This window comes from Paracoccus sp. Arc7-R13, from assembly GCF_004010775.1.
Taxonomy (GTDB): Bacteria; Pseudomonadota; Alphaproteobacteria; order Rhodobacterales; family Rhodobacteraceae; genus Paracoccus; species Paracoccus marcusii.
The window spans coordinates 556,213-575,724 of the sequence record NZ_CP034810.1 but is presented as its reverse complement, the minus strand read 5'-3'; the positions used below and the strand labels follow the sequence as shown (position 1 = coordinate 575,724).

General features: G+C 68.2%; 24 protein-coding genes. 8 read left to right on the top strand and 16 right to left on the bottom strand.

Features of this window, described 5'->3' with window-relative positions; genetic code table 11:
* Window positions 1-14 precede the first annotated feature (14 nt).
* From EOJ32_RS02840 to EOJ32_RS02810, 7 genes are all read right to left on the bottom strand, one after another.
* Window positions 15-1,892: a bifunctional sugar phosphate isomerase/epimerase/4-hydroxyphenylpyruvate dioxygenase family protein gene (locus EOJ32_RS02840; protein WP_127897628.1), complete on the bottom strand. Its 1,878-nt coding sequence runs from the start codon at window positions 1,890-1,892 to the stop codon at window positions 15-17.
* Window positions 1,889-2,749, bottom strand: coding sequence for a shikimate dehydrogenase (locus EOJ32_RS02835; RefSeq protein WP_127897627.1), 861 nt, complete (start codon window positions 2,747-2,749; stop codon window positions 1,889-1,891). The genes EOJ32_RS02840 and EOJ32_RS02835 overlap by 4 nt, the downstream gene beginning before the upstream one ends.
* A gap of 3 nt (window positions 2,750-2,752) precedes the next feature.
* Window positions 2,753-4,246: a tripartite tricarboxylate transporter permease gene (locus EOJ32_RS02830; RefSeq protein WP_127897626.1), complete on the bottom strand. Its 1,494-nt coding sequence runs from the start codon at window positions 4,244-4,246 to the stop codon at window positions 2,753-2,755.
* A 9-nt stretch (window positions 4,247-4,255) separates the two neighbouring features.
* Window positions 4,256-4,756 (bottom strand): tripartite tricarboxylate transporter TctB family protein, encoded by a 501-nt coding sequence (locus tag EOJ32_RS02825; protein WP_045982583.1) that lies wholly within the window; start codon window positions 4,754-4,756, stop codon window positions 4,256-4,258.
* 87 nt (window positions 4,757-4,843) lie between these two features.
* Entirely contained in the window at window positions 4,844-5,833 is a 990-nt protein-coding gene (locus EOJ32_RS02820) for a tripartite tricarboxylate transporter substrate binding protein (protein ID WP_045982582.1), read from the bottom strand.
* 105 nt (window positions 5,834-5,938) lie between these two features.
* Window positions 5,939-6,865 carry a LysR family transcriptional regulator gene (locus EOJ32_RS02815; protein ID WP_127897625.1) on the bottom strand — a complete coding sequence of 309 codons (927 nt, stop codon included), beginning with the start codon at window positions 6,863-6,865 and terminating at the stop codon, window positions 5,939-5,941.
* 65 nt (window positions 6,866-6,930) lie between these two features.
* Window positions 6,931-7,413 carry a DUF421 domain-containing protein gene (locus EOJ32_RS02810; protein WP_127897624.1) on the bottom strand — a complete coding sequence of 161 codons (483 nt, stop codon included), beginning with the start codon at window positions 7,411-7,413 and terminating at the stop codon, window positions 6,931-6,933.
* A gap of 162 nt (window positions 7,414-7,575) precedes the next feature.
* On the opposite strand from EOJ32_RS02810, the gene EOJ32_RS02805 reads away from it, so the two are divergent.
* Complete coding sequence (locus EOJ32_RS02805; RefSeq protein WP_127897623.1) at window positions 7,576-8,013, top strand: DUF1810 domain-containing protein; 438 nt, start codon at window positions 7,576-7,578, stop codon at window positions 8,011-8,013.
* On the opposite strand, the gene EOJ32_RS02800 is transcribed toward EOJ32_RS02805, so the two are convergent.
* From EOJ32_RS02800 to EOJ32_RS02770, 8 genes are all read right to left on the bottom strand, one after another.
* Entirely contained in the window at window positions 8,014-8,640 is a 627-nt protein-coding gene (locus tag EOJ32_RS02800; protein WP_127897622.1) for a TetR/AcrR family transcriptional regulator, read from the bottom strand.
* Between the two features lie 159 nt (window positions 8,641-8,799).
* The gene (locus EOJ32_RS02795) at window positions 8,800-9,519 is read right to left on the bottom strand and encodes a sulfate/molybdate ABC transporter ATP-binding protein (protein WP_127897621.1); all 720 of its coding nucleotides are present in this window, start codon (window positions 9,517-9,519) and stop codon (window positions 8,800-8,802) included.
* Window positions 9,520-9,532: 13 nt separating this feature from the next.
* Entirely contained in the window at window positions 9,533-10,393 is an 861-nt protein-coding gene (cysW, locus tag EOJ32_RS02790) for a sulfate ABC transporter permease subunit CysW (protein WP_127897620.1), read from the bottom strand.
* Window positions 10,386-11,225, bottom strand: coding sequence for a sulfate ABC transporter permease subunit CysT (cysT, locus tag EOJ32_RS02785; protein WP_127897619.1), 840 nt, complete (start codon window positions 11,223-11,225; stop codon window positions 10,386-10,388). The genes cysW and cysT overlap by 8 nt, the downstream gene beginning before the upstream one ends.
* The gene (locus tag EOJ32_RS02780; protein WP_127897618.1) at window positions 11,222-12,196 is read right to left on the bottom strand and encodes a sulfate ABC transporter substrate-binding protein; all 975 of its coding nucleotides are present in this window, start codon (window positions 12,194-12,196) and stop codon (window positions 11,222-11,224) included. The genes cysT and EOJ32_RS02780 overlap by 4 nt, the downstream gene beginning before the upstream one ends.
* Window positions 12,197-12,219: 23 nt before the next feature.
* Window positions 12,220-12,345 carry a hypothetical protein gene (locus EOJ32_RS20515; protein ID WP_256370508.1) on the bottom strand — a complete coding sequence of 42 codons (126 nt, stop codon included), beginning with the start codon at window positions 12,343-12,345 and terminating at the stop codon, window positions 12,220-12,222.
* Window positions 12,346-12,362: 17 nt separating this feature from the next.
* Window positions 12,363-12,575 carry a hypothetical protein gene (locus EOJ32_RS02775; RefSeq protein ID WP_127897617.1) on the bottom strand — a complete coding sequence of 71 codons (213 nt, stop codon included), beginning with the start codon at window positions 12,573-12,575 and terminating at the stop codon, window positions 12,363-12,365.
* 148 nt (window positions 12,576-12,723) lie between these two features.
* Complete coding sequence (locus EOJ32_RS02770) at window positions 12,724-13,188, bottom strand: Rrf2 family transcriptional regulator (protein ID WP_045983366.1); 465 nt, start codon at window positions 13,186-13,188, stop codon at window positions 12,724-12,726.
* A gap of 193 nt (window positions 13,189-13,381) precedes the next feature.
* On the opposite strand from EOJ32_RS02770, the gene EOJ32_RS02765 reads away from it, so the two are divergent.
* The 4 genes from EOJ32_RS02765 to EOJ32_RS02755 all read left to right on the top strand — a co-directional run bounded on the left by EOJ32_RS02765 (window position 13,382) and on the right by EOJ32_RS02755 (window position 16,141).
* Window positions 13,382-13,864: an Lrp/AsnC family transcriptional regulator gene (locus EOJ32_RS02765; RefSeq protein ID WP_164871382.1), complete on the top strand. Its 483-nt coding sequence runs from the start codon at window positions 13,382-13,384 to the stop codon at window positions 13,862-13,864.
* 85 nt (window positions 13,865-13,949) lie between these two features.
* Window positions 13,950-14,549 carry an alpha/beta hydrolase gene (locus EOJ32_RS02760; RefSeq protein ID WP_127897616.1) on the top strand — a complete coding sequence of 200 codons (600 nt, stop codon included), beginning with the start codon at window positions 13,950-13,952 and terminating at the stop codon, window positions 14,547-14,549.
* A gap of 26 nt (window positions 14,550-14,575) precedes the next feature.
* Window positions 14,576-14,710 (top strand): hypothetical protein, encoded by a 135-nt coding sequence (locus tag EOJ32_RS20510; RefSeq protein WP_256370507.1) that lies wholly within the window; start codon window positions 14,576-14,578, stop codon window positions 14,708-14,710.
* A 33-nt stretch (window positions 14,711-14,743) separates the two neighbouring features.
* Complete coding sequence (locus EOJ32_RS02755) at window positions 14,744-16,141, top strand: FAD/NAD(P)-binding protein (protein WP_127897615.1); 1,398 nt, start codon at window positions 14,744-14,746, stop codon at window positions 16,139-16,141.
* Window positions 16,142-16,653: 512 nt separating this feature from the next.
* On the opposite strand, the gene EOJ32_RS02750 is transcribed toward EOJ32_RS02755, so the two are convergent.
* The gene (locus EOJ32_RS02750) at window positions 16,654-17,556 is read right to left on the bottom strand and encodes a LysR substrate-binding domain-containing protein (protein ID WP_127897614.1); all 903 of its coding nucleotides are present in this window, start codon (window positions 17,554-17,556) and stop codon (window positions 16,654-16,656) included.
* 77 nt (window positions 17,557-17,633) lie between these two features.
* Between EOJ32_RS02750 and pcaD the strand changes: the two genes are divergently transcribed.
* The 3 genes from pcaD to pcaH are packed head-to-tail and all read left to right on the top strand — an operon-like array spanning window position 17,634 to window position 19,512.
* Window positions 17,634-18,416: a 3-oxoadipate enol-lactonase gene (pcaD, locus tag EOJ32_RS02745; RefSeq protein ID WP_127897613.1), complete on the top strand. Its 783-nt coding sequence runs from the start codon at window positions 17,634-17,636 to the stop codon at window positions 18,414-18,416.
* A complete protein-coding gene (gene pcaC / locus EOJ32_RS02740; protein ID WP_127897612.1) occupies window positions 18,413-18,802 on the top strand; it encodes a 4-carboxymuconolactone decarboxylase in 390 nt (129 codons plus the stop codon). The genes pcaD and pcaC overlap by 4 nt, the downstream gene beginning before the upstream one ends.
* The gene (gene pcaH, locus EOJ32_RS02735) at window positions 18,799-19,512 is read left to right on the top strand and encodes a protocatechuate 3,4-dioxygenase subunit beta (RefSeq protein ID WP_127897611.1); all 714 of its coding nucleotides are present in this window, start codon (window positions 18,799-18,801) and stop codon (window positions 19,510-19,512) included. The genes pcaC and pcaH overlap by 4 nt, the downstream gene beginning before the upstream one ends.

Below are 19,512 nucleotides of genomic sequence, written 5' to 3'. Positions count from 1 at the left end.
CGGCCGCCGCGACGCTAGTGGCGCGGCATTCCGGCAGGACGGGCGGCGCGTTTCTGCGCGGCGATGCGGAACGGGGCATTGGGCGCGCCATAGCCCGCATAGTTGCCCTGCCGCTGGACGATCTCAAGGAAGAAGCCGTCGGCGCGCGGTTCGCTGTACAGCTGGAAGAACTGTCCGCCCTCATCCTCGTCATACATGATCGATGCCGCCTGCATCCGATCGACGAAGCCCTGATCCAGCCCGAACCGGGCCTGGATATCATCATAGTAGTTGGCGCCGATCCGCAGCGTGGCGAAACCGCGTTCTGCCAAGGCGGCGGCGGTGGCGAACAGGTCGTCGCTGGCAAAGGCCACATGCTGGACCGAGGCGCCGAAGCTGTCCTCGATGAACCGGCCGGCCAGGGTATGGCGCGCATCGGCCCCGTTCAGCGTCACCCGCAGCCCGCCCGACCGGACCGCCCGGCTGCGCACCAGCCCGTCGGGGTCCACGACATCGACCATGGGCGCCTTCTGCGCGTCGAAGATCGACGTGTAGAACAGCGACCAGCTGAGCATCTCGTCATAGGCCATGGTCTGGCCGATATGGTCGATCCCGGTGATCCCGGCCCCGGCCTGCGCGGGCGTCGCGCGGAAATCGACCTGCCAGATGCCCGCCAGGTCCGACGTGGCATCCAGCAGGCGGATCACGTTTCCGCTGACGCCCCGGATCGCGGGAATCGCCAGCTGTCCCGGCGGCGTCTCCTGGACCAGCGGCCGCGCCAGAAGCGCGGTCGCGCGCTGATACGCGGCGCGGGCATCGGGGACCATCAGCGCGATTTCCGACACGGTCGTCCCGTGGGTCACGTACGCGCTGTGGGCAAAGCCCGAGGGGTCGGAATTGACCAGCACGTTCACGCCGCCCTGACGCCAGACCGTCACCGGCTTGGAGACATGGCGCCCCCCTGCCGCAAAGCCAAGGCTGGACAGCAGCGTCTCCAGCGCGGGGGCCTCGGCCGCGCTGGTGGCGAATTCGATGTATTCGATCCGCTCGACCGGGGCCGGGGCGGGAAAGCGCGGCAGGTCGGGGGCGGCGGCCGGTTCGACACGCCGCACCTGATCCATCAGCGCGATCAGGCTGCGATGCCCGTCCTTGGCCACCATGCGCGGCAGGCCCGACCGGAACTGGTCGTTGAAGATCTCAAGGCTCAGCGGTCCGGCATAGCCCGTCGCCGCGACCGCCTGCATGAAGCTGGTCACGTCCAGATCGCCCTCGCCCGGCATGTTGCGATAATGCCGCGACCAGTACAGCAGGTCCATGTCAATGGCCGGCGCATCGGCCAGCTGCACGAAGAAGATCCGGTCGCCGGGAATGGCCCGGATGGAGGCCGGGTCGATCCGGCGTGCCAGCGTGTGGAAACTGTCCAGGATCAGGCCGACATTCGGGTGGTCGGCGCGGCGTACCACCTCCCAGGCGTCGCGGTGGTCGTTCACGAAACGGCCCCAGCACAGCGCCTCGAAGCCCACGCGGATGCCGTGGCGGGCCGCCAGATCGCCCAGGTCGCGGAAATCGCGCGCCATGCGGTCGATGCCGCCGATGGCCGCCGGATGCACGGTCGAACAGACCAGCATCAGGTCGGTGCCCAGCTGGTTCATCAGGTCGAACTTGCGTTCGGCCCGGGCCAGTGCGCGGCTGCGATGCGGTTCGGGCAGGCCCTCGAAGTCGCGGAAGGGCTGGAACAGCGTGATCTCCAGCCCGTGGTCGCGGACCATGCGCCCGACCTCGGCCGGGGTGAAGTCCGAGGCCAGGAAATCCTGCTCGAAGATCTCGATGCCGTCGAACCCGGCCTCGGCGATGGCGGCCAGCTTGGCGGTCAGGCTGCCCGACAGCGACACGGTGGCGATCGAGGTCTTCATGGCGCGTCCCGCCCGGCCGCCAGATCGTCGCGCAGGCGCCCCTCGGCCAAGGGCAGGCCGGTGAAGATGGCCCAGGCATCCACGCCCTGCCCCACGAACAGCTCGTATCCCGAGATGACGTCCAGACCCGCCGCCCCCGCATCGCGCAGGAACGGCGTGTCGACCGGGGTATAGACCGCGTCGAAGACCCATTCCGCCCCCATCATCAGATCGGCGGGCAAGGGCGTGCCGCCATATCCGACCATGCCGACGGGGGTGCAGTTGATCAGCCCCTGCGCGCCGGGCGCCAGCGCCGCCGCATCGGTGCCGGTCCGCACGACCAGCCCCGGCGCGGCGCGGCGCAGCGCATCGGCCAGGCCGTCGGCCTTGGCCGCGTCGCGATCGGCCAGCCGGATCTCGGTTGCGCCCAAGGCGATCAGGCCGAAGGCCACTGCGCGCCCCACGCCGCCCGCGCCGATCATCAGCACGGCCCCCGGCGCCCGTTCGCCCCGCACCCGCCGATAGGCCGCGACAAAGCCGGAATAGTCGGTGTTGAAGCCGCGCGACCCCTCCGGGTCGAACAGCACCGTGTTGCAGGCCCCGATCGCCTTGACCAGCGGATCGTCGATGCGCAGCCGCCCCGCCACGACCTCCTTGTAGGGATAAGTGACGTTGATGCCGCGATAGCCCCCCGCCGCGCAGCGGGCGAACAGGGCGTCGAAGTCCAGCCCCTCGACCGCGGGGATCAGGCTGTCATAGCGCACCCGGCGCCCGTTCTGCAGGCCTGCCAGACGGTGCAGGCGGGGCGACTGCGAGGCCGCGATGTTGTCGCCGATCAGGCCCAGCAGGATCGTGTCGGTCATGGTCAGGTCTTTCATTGCTCAGGCCTTGCGGGCGCGCCGCCGGGCCCACCACGGCGTGTTGGTGACAAGGATCATCACGACCGCAAGGAACAGGCAAAGCGACAGCGGGCTGGTGAAGATGCCCATCATCATCGCGCCGAAATCCTCGCGCTCGCTGATGATGGCCCGGCGCCAGTTGTCGTCCAGAAGCCGCGACAGGATCACCCCCAGGATGATGGGCGCCAGCGGATAGCCGTAAAGCCGCATGAAATAGCCCAGCACGCCAAAGCCCAGCATCCAGTAGACATCCGTCAGGCTGTTGTTGACCGCATAGGCGCCGACGATCGACAGCACCATGATGACCGGCAGCAGGACCGTGCGCGGCAGTTCGACGATGCGCACGAACAGGCGGATCCCGGTCAGGCCGAAGATCAGCATGAACACGTTGGCCAGCGCCAGCGAGCTGACGATGAACCAGAACATGTCGGGCTGTTCGATCATCAGCATCGGGCCAGGGTTCAGGCCGTGGATGAACAGCGCGCCGATCATGATCGCGGTGACCGCGTCGCCCGGGATGCCAAGCGTCAGCATGGGGATGAACGCCCCGCCCACGGCGGCATTGTTGGCGGTCTCGGGGGCGACCAGCCCTTCGATGGCGCCCTTGCCGAAGGGGGTCTCGGGGTTGCGGGTGACGCGCTTGGCGTGGTCATAGGCCATCAGTGCGGCGATGTCGCCGCCGGTGCCCGGCAGGGCCCCCACGACCGTGCCGATGGTCGAGGTCTGCAGGCCAAGCGGCAGGTGCCGACGCACCTTGGACCAGCTGGGGATGATGCCGGTGATCTTCTGGCGCACGGCCGGGGTGTGGATGCTGTGCAGCTGGATCAGCGCCTCGGACACGCCGAAAAGGCCGATCATCACCGCCACGAACGAGATCCCGCCCCGCAGTTCGGAGATGCCGAAGACAAACCGGTCCTGGATGGTCAGCGGGTCCATGCCCACTGCGCCCACGCCGATGCCCAGGGCGCCCGCAAAGATGCCCTTGACCAGGCTGTCGCCCGACAGCGATCCGACCAGCAGGATGCCCATGATCGCCAGCAGCATGAAGTCGCGCGGCTGGAACCCGATGGCGAAGTCCGACAGCAGCGGGGCAAAGGCGCCCAGGGCGAAGATGCCGATGAAGCCGCCGATGAACGAGACCACGGTCACGATGCCGATCGCCTCTCCGGCGCGGCCCTGCTGGGCCATGGGAAATCCGTCCAGCGCGGTGGCGATGGCCGATGGTGCGCCGGGGATGTTCAGCAGGATCGCGGTGCGCGACCCGCCATAGACGCCGCCCATGTAGATGCCGATCATCAGCGCCAGCGCCGGATAGACCTCCCATGAGAAGGTGAACGAGATCAGGATCGACACGGCCATCGTCACCGACAGGCCGGGGATCGCGCCGACATAGATGCCCGCGAAGGTCCCCACGGCGATCAGCATCAGCAGGTCAAGATTGACGATCGGGATCAGCAGGTTCGACATGATGTCCATGATGCGCCCTCAGAACAGCGACGTGATGGCAGAGACGATGCGTCCCTCGGGAATGATGCCCTGGGGCATCAGGACGGCGAAGATCAGGCGGAAGATGATCCAGATCACGAAGACGGTGCCCACCGACACGGCCAGGCAGAAGCCCCATCCGCGCCGCGACAGAAAGCGGATCATCACCAGCAGGAACAGCACCGAGGTCGGCAGGAAGCCAAGCGGCCGCAGCAGCACCGCATAGGCGGCGATCATCGCGATGGTCACGATCACGATCAGCGGCAGGATGTCGGCGGCCATGGTCTGCCCGCCGCCCGTGCCCTTGCGCAGCGTCTGGACCAGGATGATGATCGCGCAGACCGCCATGATCGCGGTGGTGGCCATCGGCACCGCGCCGGGGGCCGAAAGCGCCTCGAAGCCCGAGATGCCGTAGGCGGAATAGAGCAGGCCGAAGCTGGCCAGCATGACCGCGATGTTGAAGACAAGTTCGCCCGGACGACGTTTGGGGGTCGGTTCCATGGATGGGTCCCTCCGTCGGACCTGTGACTTGCGCGGACCTTGGGATGCCGCCCCGGTCGGACCGGAGCGGCGGATGATCGGGACGGATCAGGGACGGCTGATGCCGAAATCCTCGGGCGAGTTCTTGGCGATCTCGGCGTCGTACAGGATCCAGGCGGTCTGGCTCTGCCAGCCGTCCAGGAACTCCTGGGCTTCGGCGCCGGTCAGCGACAGCATGCGGAAGCCGCGTCCCTCCATCATCGACAGGAAGTCGGCGTTCTGCGTGGCCTGGCCATAGGCGTCGGTCAGCTTGGCCACGATGTCGTCGGGGGTGCCCGCCTTGACGAAGATGCCGAAGAACGGACCCCAGGGCAGCAGGTCGGCGAATTCCGGGTTCGTGTCGGTGATCGCCGGGACATCGGGCAACTGCGGCACGCCTTCGGTGTCGAAGATCGCGATGGCCTTGAGGTTGCCGGCCCGCACCGGCTCCAGCGCGGCGCCCAGCACGGCGGGCATCACGTCGATCGCCCCGCCCTGCAGCGCGGTCAGCGCCGGGCCGTCGCCGTCATAGGGCACGGCGGTCACCTCGATCGGGGTCTTGTCGTTGATCATCGCCGTGACCACAGACGGCAGGCCGCCCGGCCCGGTCGAACCGAAACGGACCTCTCCCGGGTTCTCGTTGATATAGGCGATCATCTCGGGGAAGGTGTCGAAGGGCGCATCGGGCTGGGCGACCAGGATGGGGATGCCGCGCGCGATGACGTTGATCGGCACGAAGTCCGAATAGTCCTTCTCTCCCAGACCCATGACCTTGTAGAGCAAGGGGTTCTCGGCCCCGAACAGCAGGGTATAGCCGTCGGCATCCGCGCGGTCTGCCTGGTTCAGGCCGATGGCCCCGACCCCGCCGGTCACGTTCTGCAGGATCACCTTGGCGCCCAAGATCTCCTCGGCATGCGGCGTCACCGAACGGCTGACCGTGTCGGTCGACCCGCCGGCACCCCACTGGATGATGCCCTGGATGTCGCGTTCGGGGTATTCGGCCATCGCAGGCATCGCCAGACCCAGCACCACGGCCGCGCCGTAAACAAAATGTCGCATCGTTCCTCCCTCAGATCAGCGCCCATCCTCCTGGGCCGTCGCCCATGCATCTCAGATCGCAGGGCTAACCGCAAATACCGATTGAACGCGGAACGTAACCTGACGTTAATCGGCGAGCTGGTCCCACCTCTCGCGTGCCCGCGCCCGGCCCAGTTCGCGGCGGAACAGGGTCACGGTCTGTTCGGCAAAGCTGGACAGCTGCCGCCCCCGTTTCTGCACCGACCAGGCGGTGATCGTCGCGGGCTCGACAAGCGGCCGGCGGACCAGCCCGGCCATGTACACCTCGGCCACCGAGAATTCGTCGATGACCGCGACGCCCAGGCCGTGGCGCACCAGGCTGACGATGGTCTGGGCGAACCGCCCGCGCATCGCATGACGCGGAGTCAGGCCGGCATCGTCGAAGGGCCGCGCCAGGGTCTTGCCATAGGGGTCGGACGGATCGACGCCGATGAACGGATACTGGACCAAATCGTGGATCGACACGGCCAGCTTCTGCGTCAGCACGTGCCCTTCGGGCATGATGGCCACGATCCGGCCCTCGCCGATGGGGGTGCACTGGATGCCGGGATTGTCCAAGTGCGACGACATGATCACCACCTCGCCCTTTTCCAGCAGCAGATAGTCCAGCGTCTCCTCGATCTTGAGGATGTCCAGGTCGATGTCCAGATCGGGGAACCGCTGTCGCAGTCCGCGGATGACCCGCGCCGCGATGAACTGCGCTATCGAGGGCGCGGATGCGAAGGACAGCGTAAACTGATGCCCCTTCTGCAATGCGCTGACCGCAACGTTCAGGTTGTCCATCTGCCGGTGGACCTGCTCCAGCATGGCAAAGATCGCATGCGCCTCGGTCGCGGGGACGAAGATCCCGGCCTTGCGTTCGAACAGCCGGATGCCAAGGCCGCTTTCGGTATGCTTGATCAGCCGGCTGATCCCGGGTGCGGACACGTTCAGCAGATCGGCGGCACCTTGGATCGTGCCGGCGATCATGACGGCGCGCACGACCTCGACCTGGCGCAGGGTAAGCTCTCTCATCGCTTATGCTTCGGGCGGAAAGGCGCGCATTGCAAGGTTCCGATCGCGCCCCGCGCCGGTCACCCTTACTGCTGCAGCGACACGCTGATGGTGCCGTCGGCCTCCAGGATGACGAAGCGGACCTCGGCGATGTCGCGCGCCCCGGCCGACCGGACGACGCCCATGATCTCGTCCTCGGTCAGCCGCTGCTGGGTCATCGTGGCGCTGCAGAACCGGCCGTCGCGGGCCAGCAGGCTCGGCTCGGCCCGGATCAGCCGGGCGAAGGTGGCGGAATGGACCGACCCATAGGTGACGATGAACTGCAGCAGCAGAAGAAGGCCGATCGCCGTGGCCCCTTCGGCCAGCGCGATGGATTCCTGCAGCAGGATGCTGGCCAGGATCGAGCCCAGGGCGACCGTCACCACGAAGGCAAAGGCGTTCAGCTTGGCAAGGCTGCGCTTGCCGGCGATGCGCAGAAAAGCCACCAGCACGACATAGGCCAAGGTGCCGACAAGCAGCGTGCGCACGATGCCTTCCCAGCCCTGAAAGAACATTGCGCCCCAATCCATCCGATCCCCTCCATCATCACGTTGCAGGGTCCAACGTGGCGGGAACGGATCGGTTCGCCTTGGGCCGATGCCCATCGGACATTGGCCCGGGCCATGTGAACCCGGCAGGCTGGTCGGGGCGTTGTCCTGATGTCCCGTCCGAAACCCAAAGGCAGCACCCCCATGACCCGCCATTCGCCCGCACAGGACCCCGAAAGCCTCGATCGGTTCGCCGCCGCGCAGGACCGCGTCTATGCCGTCGCGCTGTCCGAACTGGAGCGGGGCCGCAAGGAAAGCCACTGGATGTGGTTCATCTTTCCGCAGCTGCGCGGATTGGGACAGTCGGCGATGTCTCACCTGTACGGCATAGCGGACCGCGACGAGGCGCGGCGGTACCTGGCGCACCCGCTGCTTGGTCCGCGCCTGGTCGCCTGCGCGCAGGCCGTTCTGACCCATGACGACCGGTCGGCCGAGGCGATCTTTGGCACCATAGACGCGGGCAAGCTGCGGTCGTCGGCCACGCTGTTCGCCGTCGATGGCCCCGCGGTCTTCACGACGATTCTGGACACCTTCTTCGACGGTCGGCCCTGCCCCGTGACGGCGCGCCGCCTGCACGCCTAGTCACGCGACCGCGTGACCCGACGGGCGCAGCAGGTGCAGGATGAAGACGCGCATGTTGGTGCGCGCGGCCTCGATGTCGGACGATCCGGGGTTCCAGCGGGCCAGATCGCCCAACAGCATCTTGCTGGCCACCCCATAGGCAAAGGTGTGCGCGACAGAAACGAAGGTCACCAGGTCCTGATCCCGCGCGATCAGGCCGGATGCCTGCGCCCGCTGCAGCAGCCTGATCATCAATTCGTGGATCGACGCCTCATAGCGCATCAGGCGTTCGTTGCCCTCGAAATTGCCGGCGGGCATCGACCCGACGATCCGGAACTCGCGGGGATGGCGATGCGCCCATTCGACATAGCCGTTCGCGATGGCCAGGAACTGCGCGACCGGATCGTCGCGGCGGGCGGCCGCGACACAGTCGATCAGCGTCTGGTTCAGCACCATCATCGCGCTTTCGGCCATCGCGACCAGCAGGTGCTGAATGCTGGGAAACAGCTGGTCGATCCGGTCCCGGCACACGCCCATGTGGTCGGCGATCTCCTGGATCGACGGCACCGCGCCGTTGCGCGCCGCAAGCTCTGTCAGCGCCTCGATGGCGTTTGCATAGACGTTGCCACGCAGGGTCGTCCCGGTCATCGCAGCCTCTGTGTCCTGTCCGTCATCGCAGCATCGCGAACCGCATTTTGTCTGCGCAACTACAAGCAGAGTTGGCCGCATTTCGCAAGAGGCGGCAGCGGCATTCGCGACACCTGACCACCCGCCACCGACAGGACATCGACCCGCGGCGGGCGTCCGTCACACGCCGACGAATTCGCGCACGAAGGCGGTGGCAGGGCGGGTGCGGATGTCCTGGGGCTTTCCGATCTGCTCGATCCGGCCCATGGACATGACGACGACCAGATCGGCCAGCGCCATCGCCTCGTCCTGGTCATGCGTGACGAAGATGGTGGTCAGCCCGGTCTCGTCATGGATGTCGCGCAGACCCTGGCGCAGCTCCTTGCGGACCTTGGCGTCCAGCGCGCCGAACGGCTCGTCCAGAAGCAGCATGCGCGGCTCGATCGCCAGGGCGCGAGCCAGGGCCACGCGCTGGCGCTGCCCGCCCGACAGCTGGGTCGGATAGCGGTCGGCGATCTGGGGCAGCTGGATCAGGTCCAGCAGCTTCAGCACCCGCCGCTCGATCTCGGCCTTGGGGGGGCGGCTGGCGCGGGGCCGGGCGCGCAGGCCATAGGCGATGTTCTCGAAGACGGTCATGTGCCGGAACAGGGCATAGGACTGGAACACGAAGCCTGCGCGGCGGTCCTGCACCGACAGGCCGGTGGCGTCCTGGCCGTTGAACAGCACCCGCCCCGAGGTCGGGAATTCCAGCCCGCCCAGGATGCGCAAGAGCGTGGTCTTGCCCGAACCCGACGGCCCCAGCAGCGCCACCAGCGCCCCCGAGGGGATGGACAGCGACACCGGGTGCAGCGCGGTGGTGGTCCCGAATTCCTTGGCGATCTCGTCGATCTGGATATGCATGGGATGTCCTTCCTCAGTGGCGGCGGGTGGCCGACAGCGCGTCGGCATGGCGCAGTTCCAGCGCGGTCTTCAGCAGCAGCGTCAAGAGCGCCAGCCCTGTCAGCGTCGCCGCCATCGAGAAGGCCGCGACCGACAGGTATTCGTTGTAGAACATCTCGATGGTGATCGGCATGGTCGCGGTCTGGCCGCGGATCTTGCCCGAGACGACGGCCACGGCGCCGAACTCTCCCATCGCGCGGGCGGTGCAGAGCAGCGTGCCGTAGAGGAGCGCCCACCGGATGTTGGGCAACGTCACGGTGCGGAACACCCGCCAGCCCGATGCGCCAAGCGTCAGCGCGGCCTCCTCCTCGGCGCGGCCGTGCTCGATCATCACGGGGATCAGCTCGCGCGCGACAAAGGGGAAGGTCACGAAGACCGTGGCCAGCACGATCCCCGGAACGGCAAAGACGATCGGGTATCCGCTGGCCACCAGCCAGCCGCCGATGGCCGAATTCGCCCCGAACAGCAGCACGATGCACAGGCCCGCCACGACCGGGCTGACGCTGAAGGGCAGGTCGATGAGGGTGATCAGGAAGGCCTTGCCGCGAAAGTCGAACTTGGTGACGAACCAGGCGGCGGCGATGCCGAAGACCGCATTCAGCGGCACGGCGATTGCGGTGATCAGCAGGGTCAGGCGGATCGCGGATTGCGCGTCCCGGCTGGCCAGGCTTGCGACCGCGGCAGCCCAGCCCCGCGACAGGGCCTCGGCAAAGACGATGACCAGCGGGGCGCCGACAAGCAGGGCCAGGCCCCCCACCGCGACGGCGATCAGTGCCCACCGGGCGGCGGGTGATTCCTCGGTCGCGCGGCGGAAGGGGTGGGTGGCGTCAGACATGACCGATCCTCCGGCGTGACCAGATCTGGATGAGGTTGATCGCCAGCAGCATGGCGAAGCTGATGGCCAGCATCGCCAGGCCGATGGCGGCGGCGGCACCGTAGTTGTACTCCTCCAGCTGGATCACGATCAGCAGGGGGGCGATCTCGGTGCGCAGCGGGATGTTGCCGGCGATGAAGATGACCGACCCGTATTCGCCGACCGCACGCGCCAGCGACAGCGCGAACCCGGTCAGCGCCGCGGGCATCAGCATCGGTGCGATCACGTGGCGCAGGGTGTGCCAGCGCGACGCGCCGAGCGTGGCGGACGCCTCCTCGACCTCGGTCTCGATCTCCTCGATCACCGGCTGGACGGTGCGGGTGACGAAGGGCAGTCCTACGAAGACCAAGGCCAGCCAGATGCCCCATTGCGTATAGGCGATGCGCCAGCCCAGATCACCGGCCAGGCTGCCAAGCACTCCGTTCGGCGCGTAAAGCGCGGTCAACGCGATGCCCGCCACCGCGGTGGGCAGTGCGAAGGGCAGATCGACCGCGGCATCGACGATGCGCCGGCCCGGAAAGCGGTAGCGGACCAGAACCCAGGCCAGGATCACCCCGAAGATCAGGTTGAAGCAGGCCGCCAGGAAGGACAGCCGGAAGGACAGCCACAGCGCCGCCCAGACCCGCTCGCGGTTGATCGTGTCCCACACGGCCGCCGGGCCGAAGGCCGCGCCCTGCCACAGCAGCGCGCCGATGGGCAGGAACACCACCAGCATCAGCATGAACAGGGTGATCCCGGCCGACAGGCCGAGACCGGGCATCGCCGTGCGGCTGATGAGGGGTCGGCCGCTCATTTCGCCACGTAGATCTGGTCGAAGATTCCGCCATCGCCGAAATGCTGGGGCTGCAGCTTGGCCCAACCGCCCAAGTCGTCGATGGTGACCAGCTCCAGCTTGGGGAAGCGGGCGACATCCGCGGGGTCGGCGGCGCTGGCGTCCCACGCGCGGTAATAGTGCTTGAAGGCCAGGGCCTGCCCTTCCGGGGTGTAAAGATAATCCAGATAGGCGCTTGCCAGGTCACGCTGCGCGTCGTCCGCGATGTTGCCGTCGACCAGGGCCACCGGCGGTTCGGCCAGGATCGACAGGCTGGGCACGACGATGTCGAACTGATCCTCGCCCAGTTCGGCCAGCGCCAGATAGGCCTCATTCTCCCAAGCCAGCAGCACGTCGCCGATGCCGCGCTGTGCAAAGGTCGTGGTCGAGCCGCGCGCGCCGGTGTCCAGGACGGGCACGTTGGCAAAGATCTGGCCCACGAACTCGGCTGGATCGCGGCCGTTCTTCTGGGCCCAGGCCCAGGCCGCCAGATAGTTCCAGCGCGCCCCGCCGGACGTCTTGGGGTTGGGCGTGATCACCTCGACCCCCTCGGCGGTCAGGTCGCCCCAATCCTGGATGCCCTTGGGATTGCCGTCGCGCACAAGGAACACGATCGTCGAGGTATAGGGGCTGGAATTGTGCGGCAGCCGCGACTGCCAGTCGTCCGGCAGCTTTCCGGCGGCGGCGATCTGGTCGATGTCGCTGGCCAGCGCCAGCGTCACCACCTGCGCGTTCAGGCCGTCGATCACGGATCGTGCCTGCGCGCCCGACCCGCCGTGGCTGGTCTCGATCCGGGGGGCATCATGGCCTTGGGCCTGCCAATGGGCGGCAAAGGCCTGATTGACGTCGCGATAGAGCTCGCGCGTGGGGTCATAGCTGACGTTCAGCAGATCCTGCGCTTGGGCGGCGGGGGCCAGCAGCAGCAGCGACAGGATGGCGGGGCGGATGAACATGATGGTCCTCGTGATGGGATGGGTCAGATGCCGGTGGGCGTCAGACGGCCGGTCGGCCACCAGCCCGGCGCGGTGCGCCGGGTCTGGGGGGCCGTGGCCGCGTCCGGGCCGGCGGTCTGCGCGGGGATGCTGGCTGCGATCGGGGCCATGGGCCGGCCTGTCCGGGTCAGCGGGCGCTGGCGGGCAGCGGCTGGATGCGGGCATCCCACAGCCGGGCATCGCGGCCGGCCAGCAGTTCGGCCGCGGCGCCGTGGGGGTCGCGGCTCGGCGCAACCAGAGCCGCGCCGTTCACGCGGTGCGGGCGGCCGGTTCGGCGGTCGATCAGCGTCACGGCGCACAGCGCCGGGCGGCCATGGGTCAGGGGGTGGGTCGAGGTCATCGGGTCATCCCTTTCAGTTCGGGCCAAGTGCGGCGCTACGATACCTTAATAACGACAGGGATACTCGTGTTTAGCAAAGGAAGAATCACGCCTATTTCGGCCGTGAAAAGAGATGATTATTCTCCGAAACCGCTGGATCGCGGTCGGCTCAGGCGGTCGCGCCGTCCTGCAGCACAGCCTGCGCCACGTCGGGCGTGCCCAGCATGTCGGCCAGGCTGAGGGATTCGATCAAGATAAGATAGGACCAGAACACCTCCGAGAATACGCGACGCAGGCGGCAGCTGGCCTCGTCGGTGCAGTCCTCGCAGCGCTGATAGGCACGCCGCGACAGGCACGGCAGGGGCGCGATCGGCCCGTCGATCAGCCGCAGCAGCTCCGAGATCGACACGTCCTCGGGGCGCTTGATCAGCGTGTACCCCCCCGACCGTCCACGGATCGAGGCCACGACACCGGCATTGCGCACCTCCAGCAGGATCTGCTCCAAGAACCGCTTGGGGGTGCCCGACCGCCTGGCAATGACTTCGATCGTCAGCGGCTCGGGACGCGGGCTGCGCGCCTCGTCGCCCAGAACCAGCAGGGCCTTCAGCGCGTATTTCATCTTTTGCGTGATCATGACCCTGCCCCGGACTGCGTTGCTGTCCACCGGATATAAGGCGGATCGCGCCCTGCGAAAAGAAAAGACGACCTGGCAGCGGGGTTTTTATTGGACATGTCTGCGCCGGGATCACCCGGTCATCGATAATAACGACAAACACGCTAGACTTTATATTCTATTGCGGCATGCTGACGGCGAAAGGAATCGCACGATGACCCAGATCCCTCCCCTGGACCTGATCGACCGCAAGATCGTCGCCACGCTGATGGCAGACGCCACCACGCCCATCGCGCAGATCGCCGACAGGGTGGGCCTGTCCCAGACCCCCTGCTGGAAGCGCATCCAGAAGCTGGAGGCGAACGGCGTGCTGACCGGGCGCGTGGCGCTGGCCGATCCGGCGATGCTGGGATTCGGCCTGACCGTCTTCGTCGGCATCGAGGCGCCAGACCACGGCACGGAATGGCGCGCGGCCTTTGCCCGCGCCATCGACGCCCTGCCCGAGGTCATGGAAGCCTGGCGGATGGCCGGCGACATCGACTATCTGCTGCGCATCGCGGTGCCGGACATGGCCGCCTATGACCGCTTCTACAGGGCGCTGACCGACGCCGTGGCGATCAAGAACGTCACATCGCAATTCGCAATGGAACGGCTGCGCCACACCACCGCCTATCCCGTCAACACCCGCGACCGATAGAACCCTGTTCCCTTTTCGGGGTGATCTTTGGAATCGCAATACACGACCATCCTTGTAGTCTTATGCGAGATAAAGGAGACATCCGATGACCAAGACCCTGATCGTCCCCGGCCTCGACGGCTCTCCTGCGCCGCACTGGCAGGACTGGTGGGCGCGCACCGACCCCAATGCGATGCTGCTGGACATGGGTGACACGGGCCGTCCCGTCCGCGAGGTCTGGGAGGCCACGCTGGCCGTCCACATCATGGCCCATCCCGACAGCATCCTGGTCGGCCATTCGCTTGGCGCGGTGACCATCGCGCATCTGCTGGCCCGCTGGCCGGGGCTGCGGGTGCGGGCCGCGCTGCTGGTCGCGCCTGCCGATCCGGCCACCTCGGACCGCACCCGCGGTTTCGGTGCCCTGCCGCGCGAACGGTTCGACGTGCCCGCGACGCTGGTGGCAAGCCGCAACGACCCGTGGATGGCTTTCGACCACAGCCGACAGCTGGCGGCGCATTGGGGCGCGGACCTGCACGACATCGGCCATGCGGGCCATGTCAATGCGGCATCGGGCTTTGGCCCCTGGCCCGCGGGCAAGGCGCTGCGCGACGACCTGCTGGCGCGCACCGCGCGACCCGGGGTCCTGCGGCGCCTGTTCGGCGCGCGCCCCGCCCCCCTGTCCCTGCCCGCCCGACGGCTGGCCTGACCCCCATCACCGGACCCGAGATTGCCATGTTCGACATCCAGACCGAGGCCTATCTGCGCCGCACCCATCCCCGCGACACCGACCGTCCCGACCGCATCGTCCCCACGCTGGTCGGTGCCAGCCTGGCCCTGTGGACAGGACTGATGATCGCCGCCCTCTAGGACCGCCCCCGCAGCCAAGCGAAGGAGCCCGCCATGAAGACCATCCCCCTGGCCGACACGTCTGCGCCCCATGCGGCCCATCTGCCCCATGTCGTCATCATCGGTGGCGGCGCCAGCGGCGTCCTGTTGGCCGCCCATCTGCTGCGCGACCCGGCCACGCCCCTGCGTGTCACCGTGATCGAGGGGCGGCACATGCTGGGCTGTGGCGTCGCCTACTCGACTATCGATCCGGGCCATCTGCTGAACACCCGCGTCGCCAACATGAGCGCCTTTCCCGACGATCCCGACCATTTCCGCCGCTGGCTGGCCGCGCGCGGAGACGGCGCGACAGGCGCCTGCTTCGTGGGCCGTGCGACCTATGGCGCCTACATGACCGACCTGCTGGCGCCGCTGTCGGCCGACGGACGGCTGCGCTGTATGCGCGCGACATGCATCCGGCTGGTCACCACGCGGGCCAGGGTCGCGGCGCATCTGGACGACGGCCAGGTCGTTCCCGCCGACCGGGCCGTGCTGGCCACCGGCCATGCCCTGCCCGAACCGGACCCGACAGGCCTGGTCCACGGCGCCTGGCAGCAGGCCGACCCCCCGCCCCAGGGCGGGCGCGTGGTCATCATCGGGTCCGGCCTGTCGATGGTGGACCAGGCCATCAGCCTGCTGTCCCACGGCCACCGCGGGGAAATCGTGGCCCTGTCACGTCGCGCCCAGCTGCCGCGCGTCCACGCCACGGGCGCGCCCCTGTCGATCACCCGCGCCGAGGTGCCCCTGGGCGCGCCCGTCAGCTCTGTCCTGTCCTGGCTGCGCGATCTTGCCGCCAGGGCCGAGGCGCAGGGCGGCACCTGGCGCGACGCGGTCGACGGCGCCCGCCCGCACCTGCCGGCCCTGTGGCGTGCCATGTCCGTGGCGGACCGCGCCCGCTTCCTGCGCCACGCCGCCCCCTGGTGGGAGGTGCACCGCCACCGCCTGCCCCCGGAAAGCGCGGCCATCCTGCATCGCGCGCTGGACAGCGGCCAGATGCGGCAGCTGGCGGGCCGCTTCGACGGGGCCAGCCGGGACGGCGCGATCCTGCGCGCGCATTGGCGCCCGCGCGGGGCCGATCGTATCCTGACGCTGGATGCGTCGCGGATCGTCGACTGCCGCGGCATTCGCCGCGACCCGCGGGCCAACGCGACGCCGCTGGTCGCCGACCTGCTGGCCACCGGCCGCGCCCGTATCGATCCCGTGCGGATCGGTCTGGATGTCGCGGCCGACTGCGCCCTGATCGGCGCCGACGGCCGCCCGGCCCCCCGCATCCGCGTCATCGGCCCGGCATCGCGCGCCGCCTTCTGGGAGATCACCGCCATCCCCGACATCCGCGGCCAGGCCCAAACGCTGGCCGTTGCGCTGATCCGCGACGTGGCCCCGCACCGGCAAGCGGCCACAGCGGCACCCTGAAACCGACGGCAGGGCCCGTCGCCCTGCGGCATGGACTGCTCAGGGGGGAGGCCCTCCTATCGGACATCTCGTTTGTGGGTCTGCAAGGGCGAACCTGTCGGCAGGTGACTGGCCGTTTTGCCCGGCATGGACAAAGACAGATCGTGGTGCCGTACGGCCAAGTCACGACAGACAAAGCCACAAGCATGCTTGGCTTGAGGAAGCGTCCGAACCGCCAGTTGTCCGTGCTCCACGATAGACGGGGAAAAACGGCCTCGATCGCGCAGCGTACCAGATGACGGTGCAGCCAAAGGCATTGTGTACCGCGAAGACAGCACCGAACCTTCCAACAAACAGCGCAAAGACCGCCGGTGGACCGCAATCGCAGTCGCAGCACCTCAGAACATTGATGCGCAGGGGGCGGTCAATGAGGTCGAGGGTTGCAGGCCACCGGCGCGTGCCGTCGTCGACCATGCCTCATGCCGTGGGACATCGCCGCAAGACATGCACAATCATGACGCCCGCGATCCTGCCTAGGTCCGTGCCCCGTCTGTCGCCAGGCGCGTCAGCACGTCCAGCATCGCATTCTCCGGCCCGACCTGCCGGCGCGTCAGGCCGACTGCGCCGGTCAGGAACCCTGCATCGGTCGGCCACTGGATCAGCGCGCCCCGGTCCAGCTCGTCCCCGACCACGCCTTGCGAGATGAACCACAGCGCGTCCGATGCCGCCAGGATGCCCCGACCCACCGCCAGGGCCGCGGTCTCGAACGCGGGATGCAGCCCGGCCAGGTTGCGGGCCTGCAGGTAATCGTCGACCGCCCGGCGGATCAGCGCGTCCTGTGGCGGCAGGATCACCGGACAGGCCGACAGGACGTCACGCACCGGCTGCCCCCAGCACGGATGCCCGGCGCGGGACACCAGCGCGATCTGATCCTCGTAGAGGTGATCGAAGCGCAGGCCCGCCATGTCGGCGGCGGCCGGCATGCGCCCGATCATCAGGTCGATCCCGCCCTCGCGCAGCAGGCGGATCAGATGCGGATGCGGCCCCGTCTCGACCGACAGGGTCACATGCGGATGCATCTCGCGAAAGCGCAGCGCCACGCGCGGGAACAGCCGCGTGGCCGCCGTGGGCAGGATGCCCACCCGCAACCTGTCCGTCCCCGCGACCGGATGCAGCGCGGCGACCCCGCTTTCCAGCATCTGCAGCGCAGCGGCGGCATGGGTGCGCAGCAGCGTGCCCGCATCGGTCAGAACCAGCCGCCGCCGCTCGCGCCGGAACAGCGGCACCTGCAGCAGGGCCTCCAGCTCGGCCAGGGTGCGGCTCAGCGCGGGCTGGGTGATGCCCTGCGCCCGCGCCGCCGCGGTCAGGCTGCCGCGGGCCGCGATGTCCAGAAAGACCCGCAGATGCCGCAGCTTGATGCCGGGATGCATAATCATATGGGCATCCTTTGCTGCCGATTTTGCATTATCGGCGATCCTGCCCCCATGTTACGTTATGGACAGGAGGAGTATCCATGCAAATCTTGTCCCGCCCCTATGGCGCGCTGCACTATCGGCTGGACGGGCCGACGGGCGCGCCGGTGGTGCTGATGGCCAATTCGCTTGGCACGGATCTGCGCCTGTGGGAGGCGGTCCTGCCGCTGCTGCCGCAGGGGCTGCGCTATCTGCGCTATGACAAGCAGGGGCACGGGCTGTCGGATCTGGGCGTCGCAGACCGCATCGCCGACCACGCCGCCGACGCAGCCGCGCTGATCGAGGCCGTGGCCCCCAGCCCGGTGGTCGTGCTGGGCCTGTCCATCGGCGGACTGATCGCGCAGCGCCTGGCGGCCGACCGGCCCGATCTGGTCCGCGCGCTGATCCTGTCCAACACCGCCGCGCGTCTTGGCACGCCCGACAGCTGGCAGACCCGGATCGACGCGGTGGAACGGGACGGCATGGCCAGCATCGCGGACGCGGTAATGGAACGCTGGTTCGCGCCGGCCTTCCGCGCGACGCCCGCGCTGGCACCTTGGCGCAACATGCTGGCCCGTACGCCCGCCGCGGGCTATGTCGCCGCCTGCCGGGCGCTGGCCGGGGCCGATCAACGGCAGGCCAGCGCCGCACTGCGCCTGCCCACGATGGTGATCGCGGGCGAGGCCGACGGCGCATCGCCCCCCGACGTGGTGCGCGCCACCGCCGACCTGATCCCCGGCGCGACCTTCCACCTGATCCCCGGCGCGGGCCACCTGCCCTGCGTCGAGACGCCCGACGCCCACGCCGCGCTGATGACCCCCTTTCTGGAAAGGCATGCCGCATGACCGAATTGTCAGACACCGGCCTTGCCACCCGCATACGCGTGCTGGGACCGGCCCATGTCGCCCGCGCGCAGGCTGCGCAGACGCCCTTCGATGCGCCGTTCCAGGCGCTGATCACCGATGCGGCCTGGGGCCATGTCTGGTCGCGCGGCACGATTCCGCTGCGCGAGCGGTCGATGATGACCATCGCCCTGCTGGCGGGCCTCGGCAATGACGGCGAACTGGCCCTGCATCTGCGGTCCATCCCGAACACCGGCACCAGCCGCGACGACGTGATGGAGGCGCTGCTGCACGTCGCCATCTATGCCGGCGTCCCGCGCGCCAATCACGCCATCGCCCTGGCCCGCCGCATCTTTGCCGAGGCCGACGCCCAAGGAGGACAGGCATGACGCTCTATCAACGCGACCGCACCTGGCATCCGCCCGCGCTGGCCCCCGACTACAAGACCTCGGTCGCGCGGTCGCCGCGACAGGCAATGCTGTCGATCGAGGGCACCGTGTCCGAACTGACCGGCCCCCGCTTCGGTCATGGCGCCATCACCCCGCTGGATGGCGATTTGATCGCGAACTATGCCAAGGACGGCGATCCGGTGGGCGAACGCATCATCGTCCACGGACGCGTCCTGGACGAGAACGGCCGCCCCGTCCCCCGTACCCTGGTCGAGATCTGGCAGGCCAATGCCGGCGGCCGATACCGCCACAAGAAGGACGGCTACCTGGCGCCGATCGACCCGAATTTCGGCGGCTGCGGGCGGGTTCTGACCGACGATCAAGGCCATTACGCCTTTCGGACCATCAAGCCCGGCGCCTATCCGTGGCGCAACTGGGTCAACAACTGGCGGCCCGCGCATATCCACCTGTCGGTCTTCGGCACGGCCTTTGCGCAGCGCCTGATCACCCAGATGTATTTCGAGGGCGACCCGTTGATCGCGCATTGCCCGATCGTGCAGGCGATCCCCGATCCCCGCGCCATCGACGCGCTGATCGCCCCGCTGGACCTGAACCAGGCGGTGCCGCTGGACTGTCTGGCCTATCGGTTCGACATCGTGCTGCGCGGGCGGCGATCGACCGTCTTCGAGAACCGGCCGGAGGGAAACTGA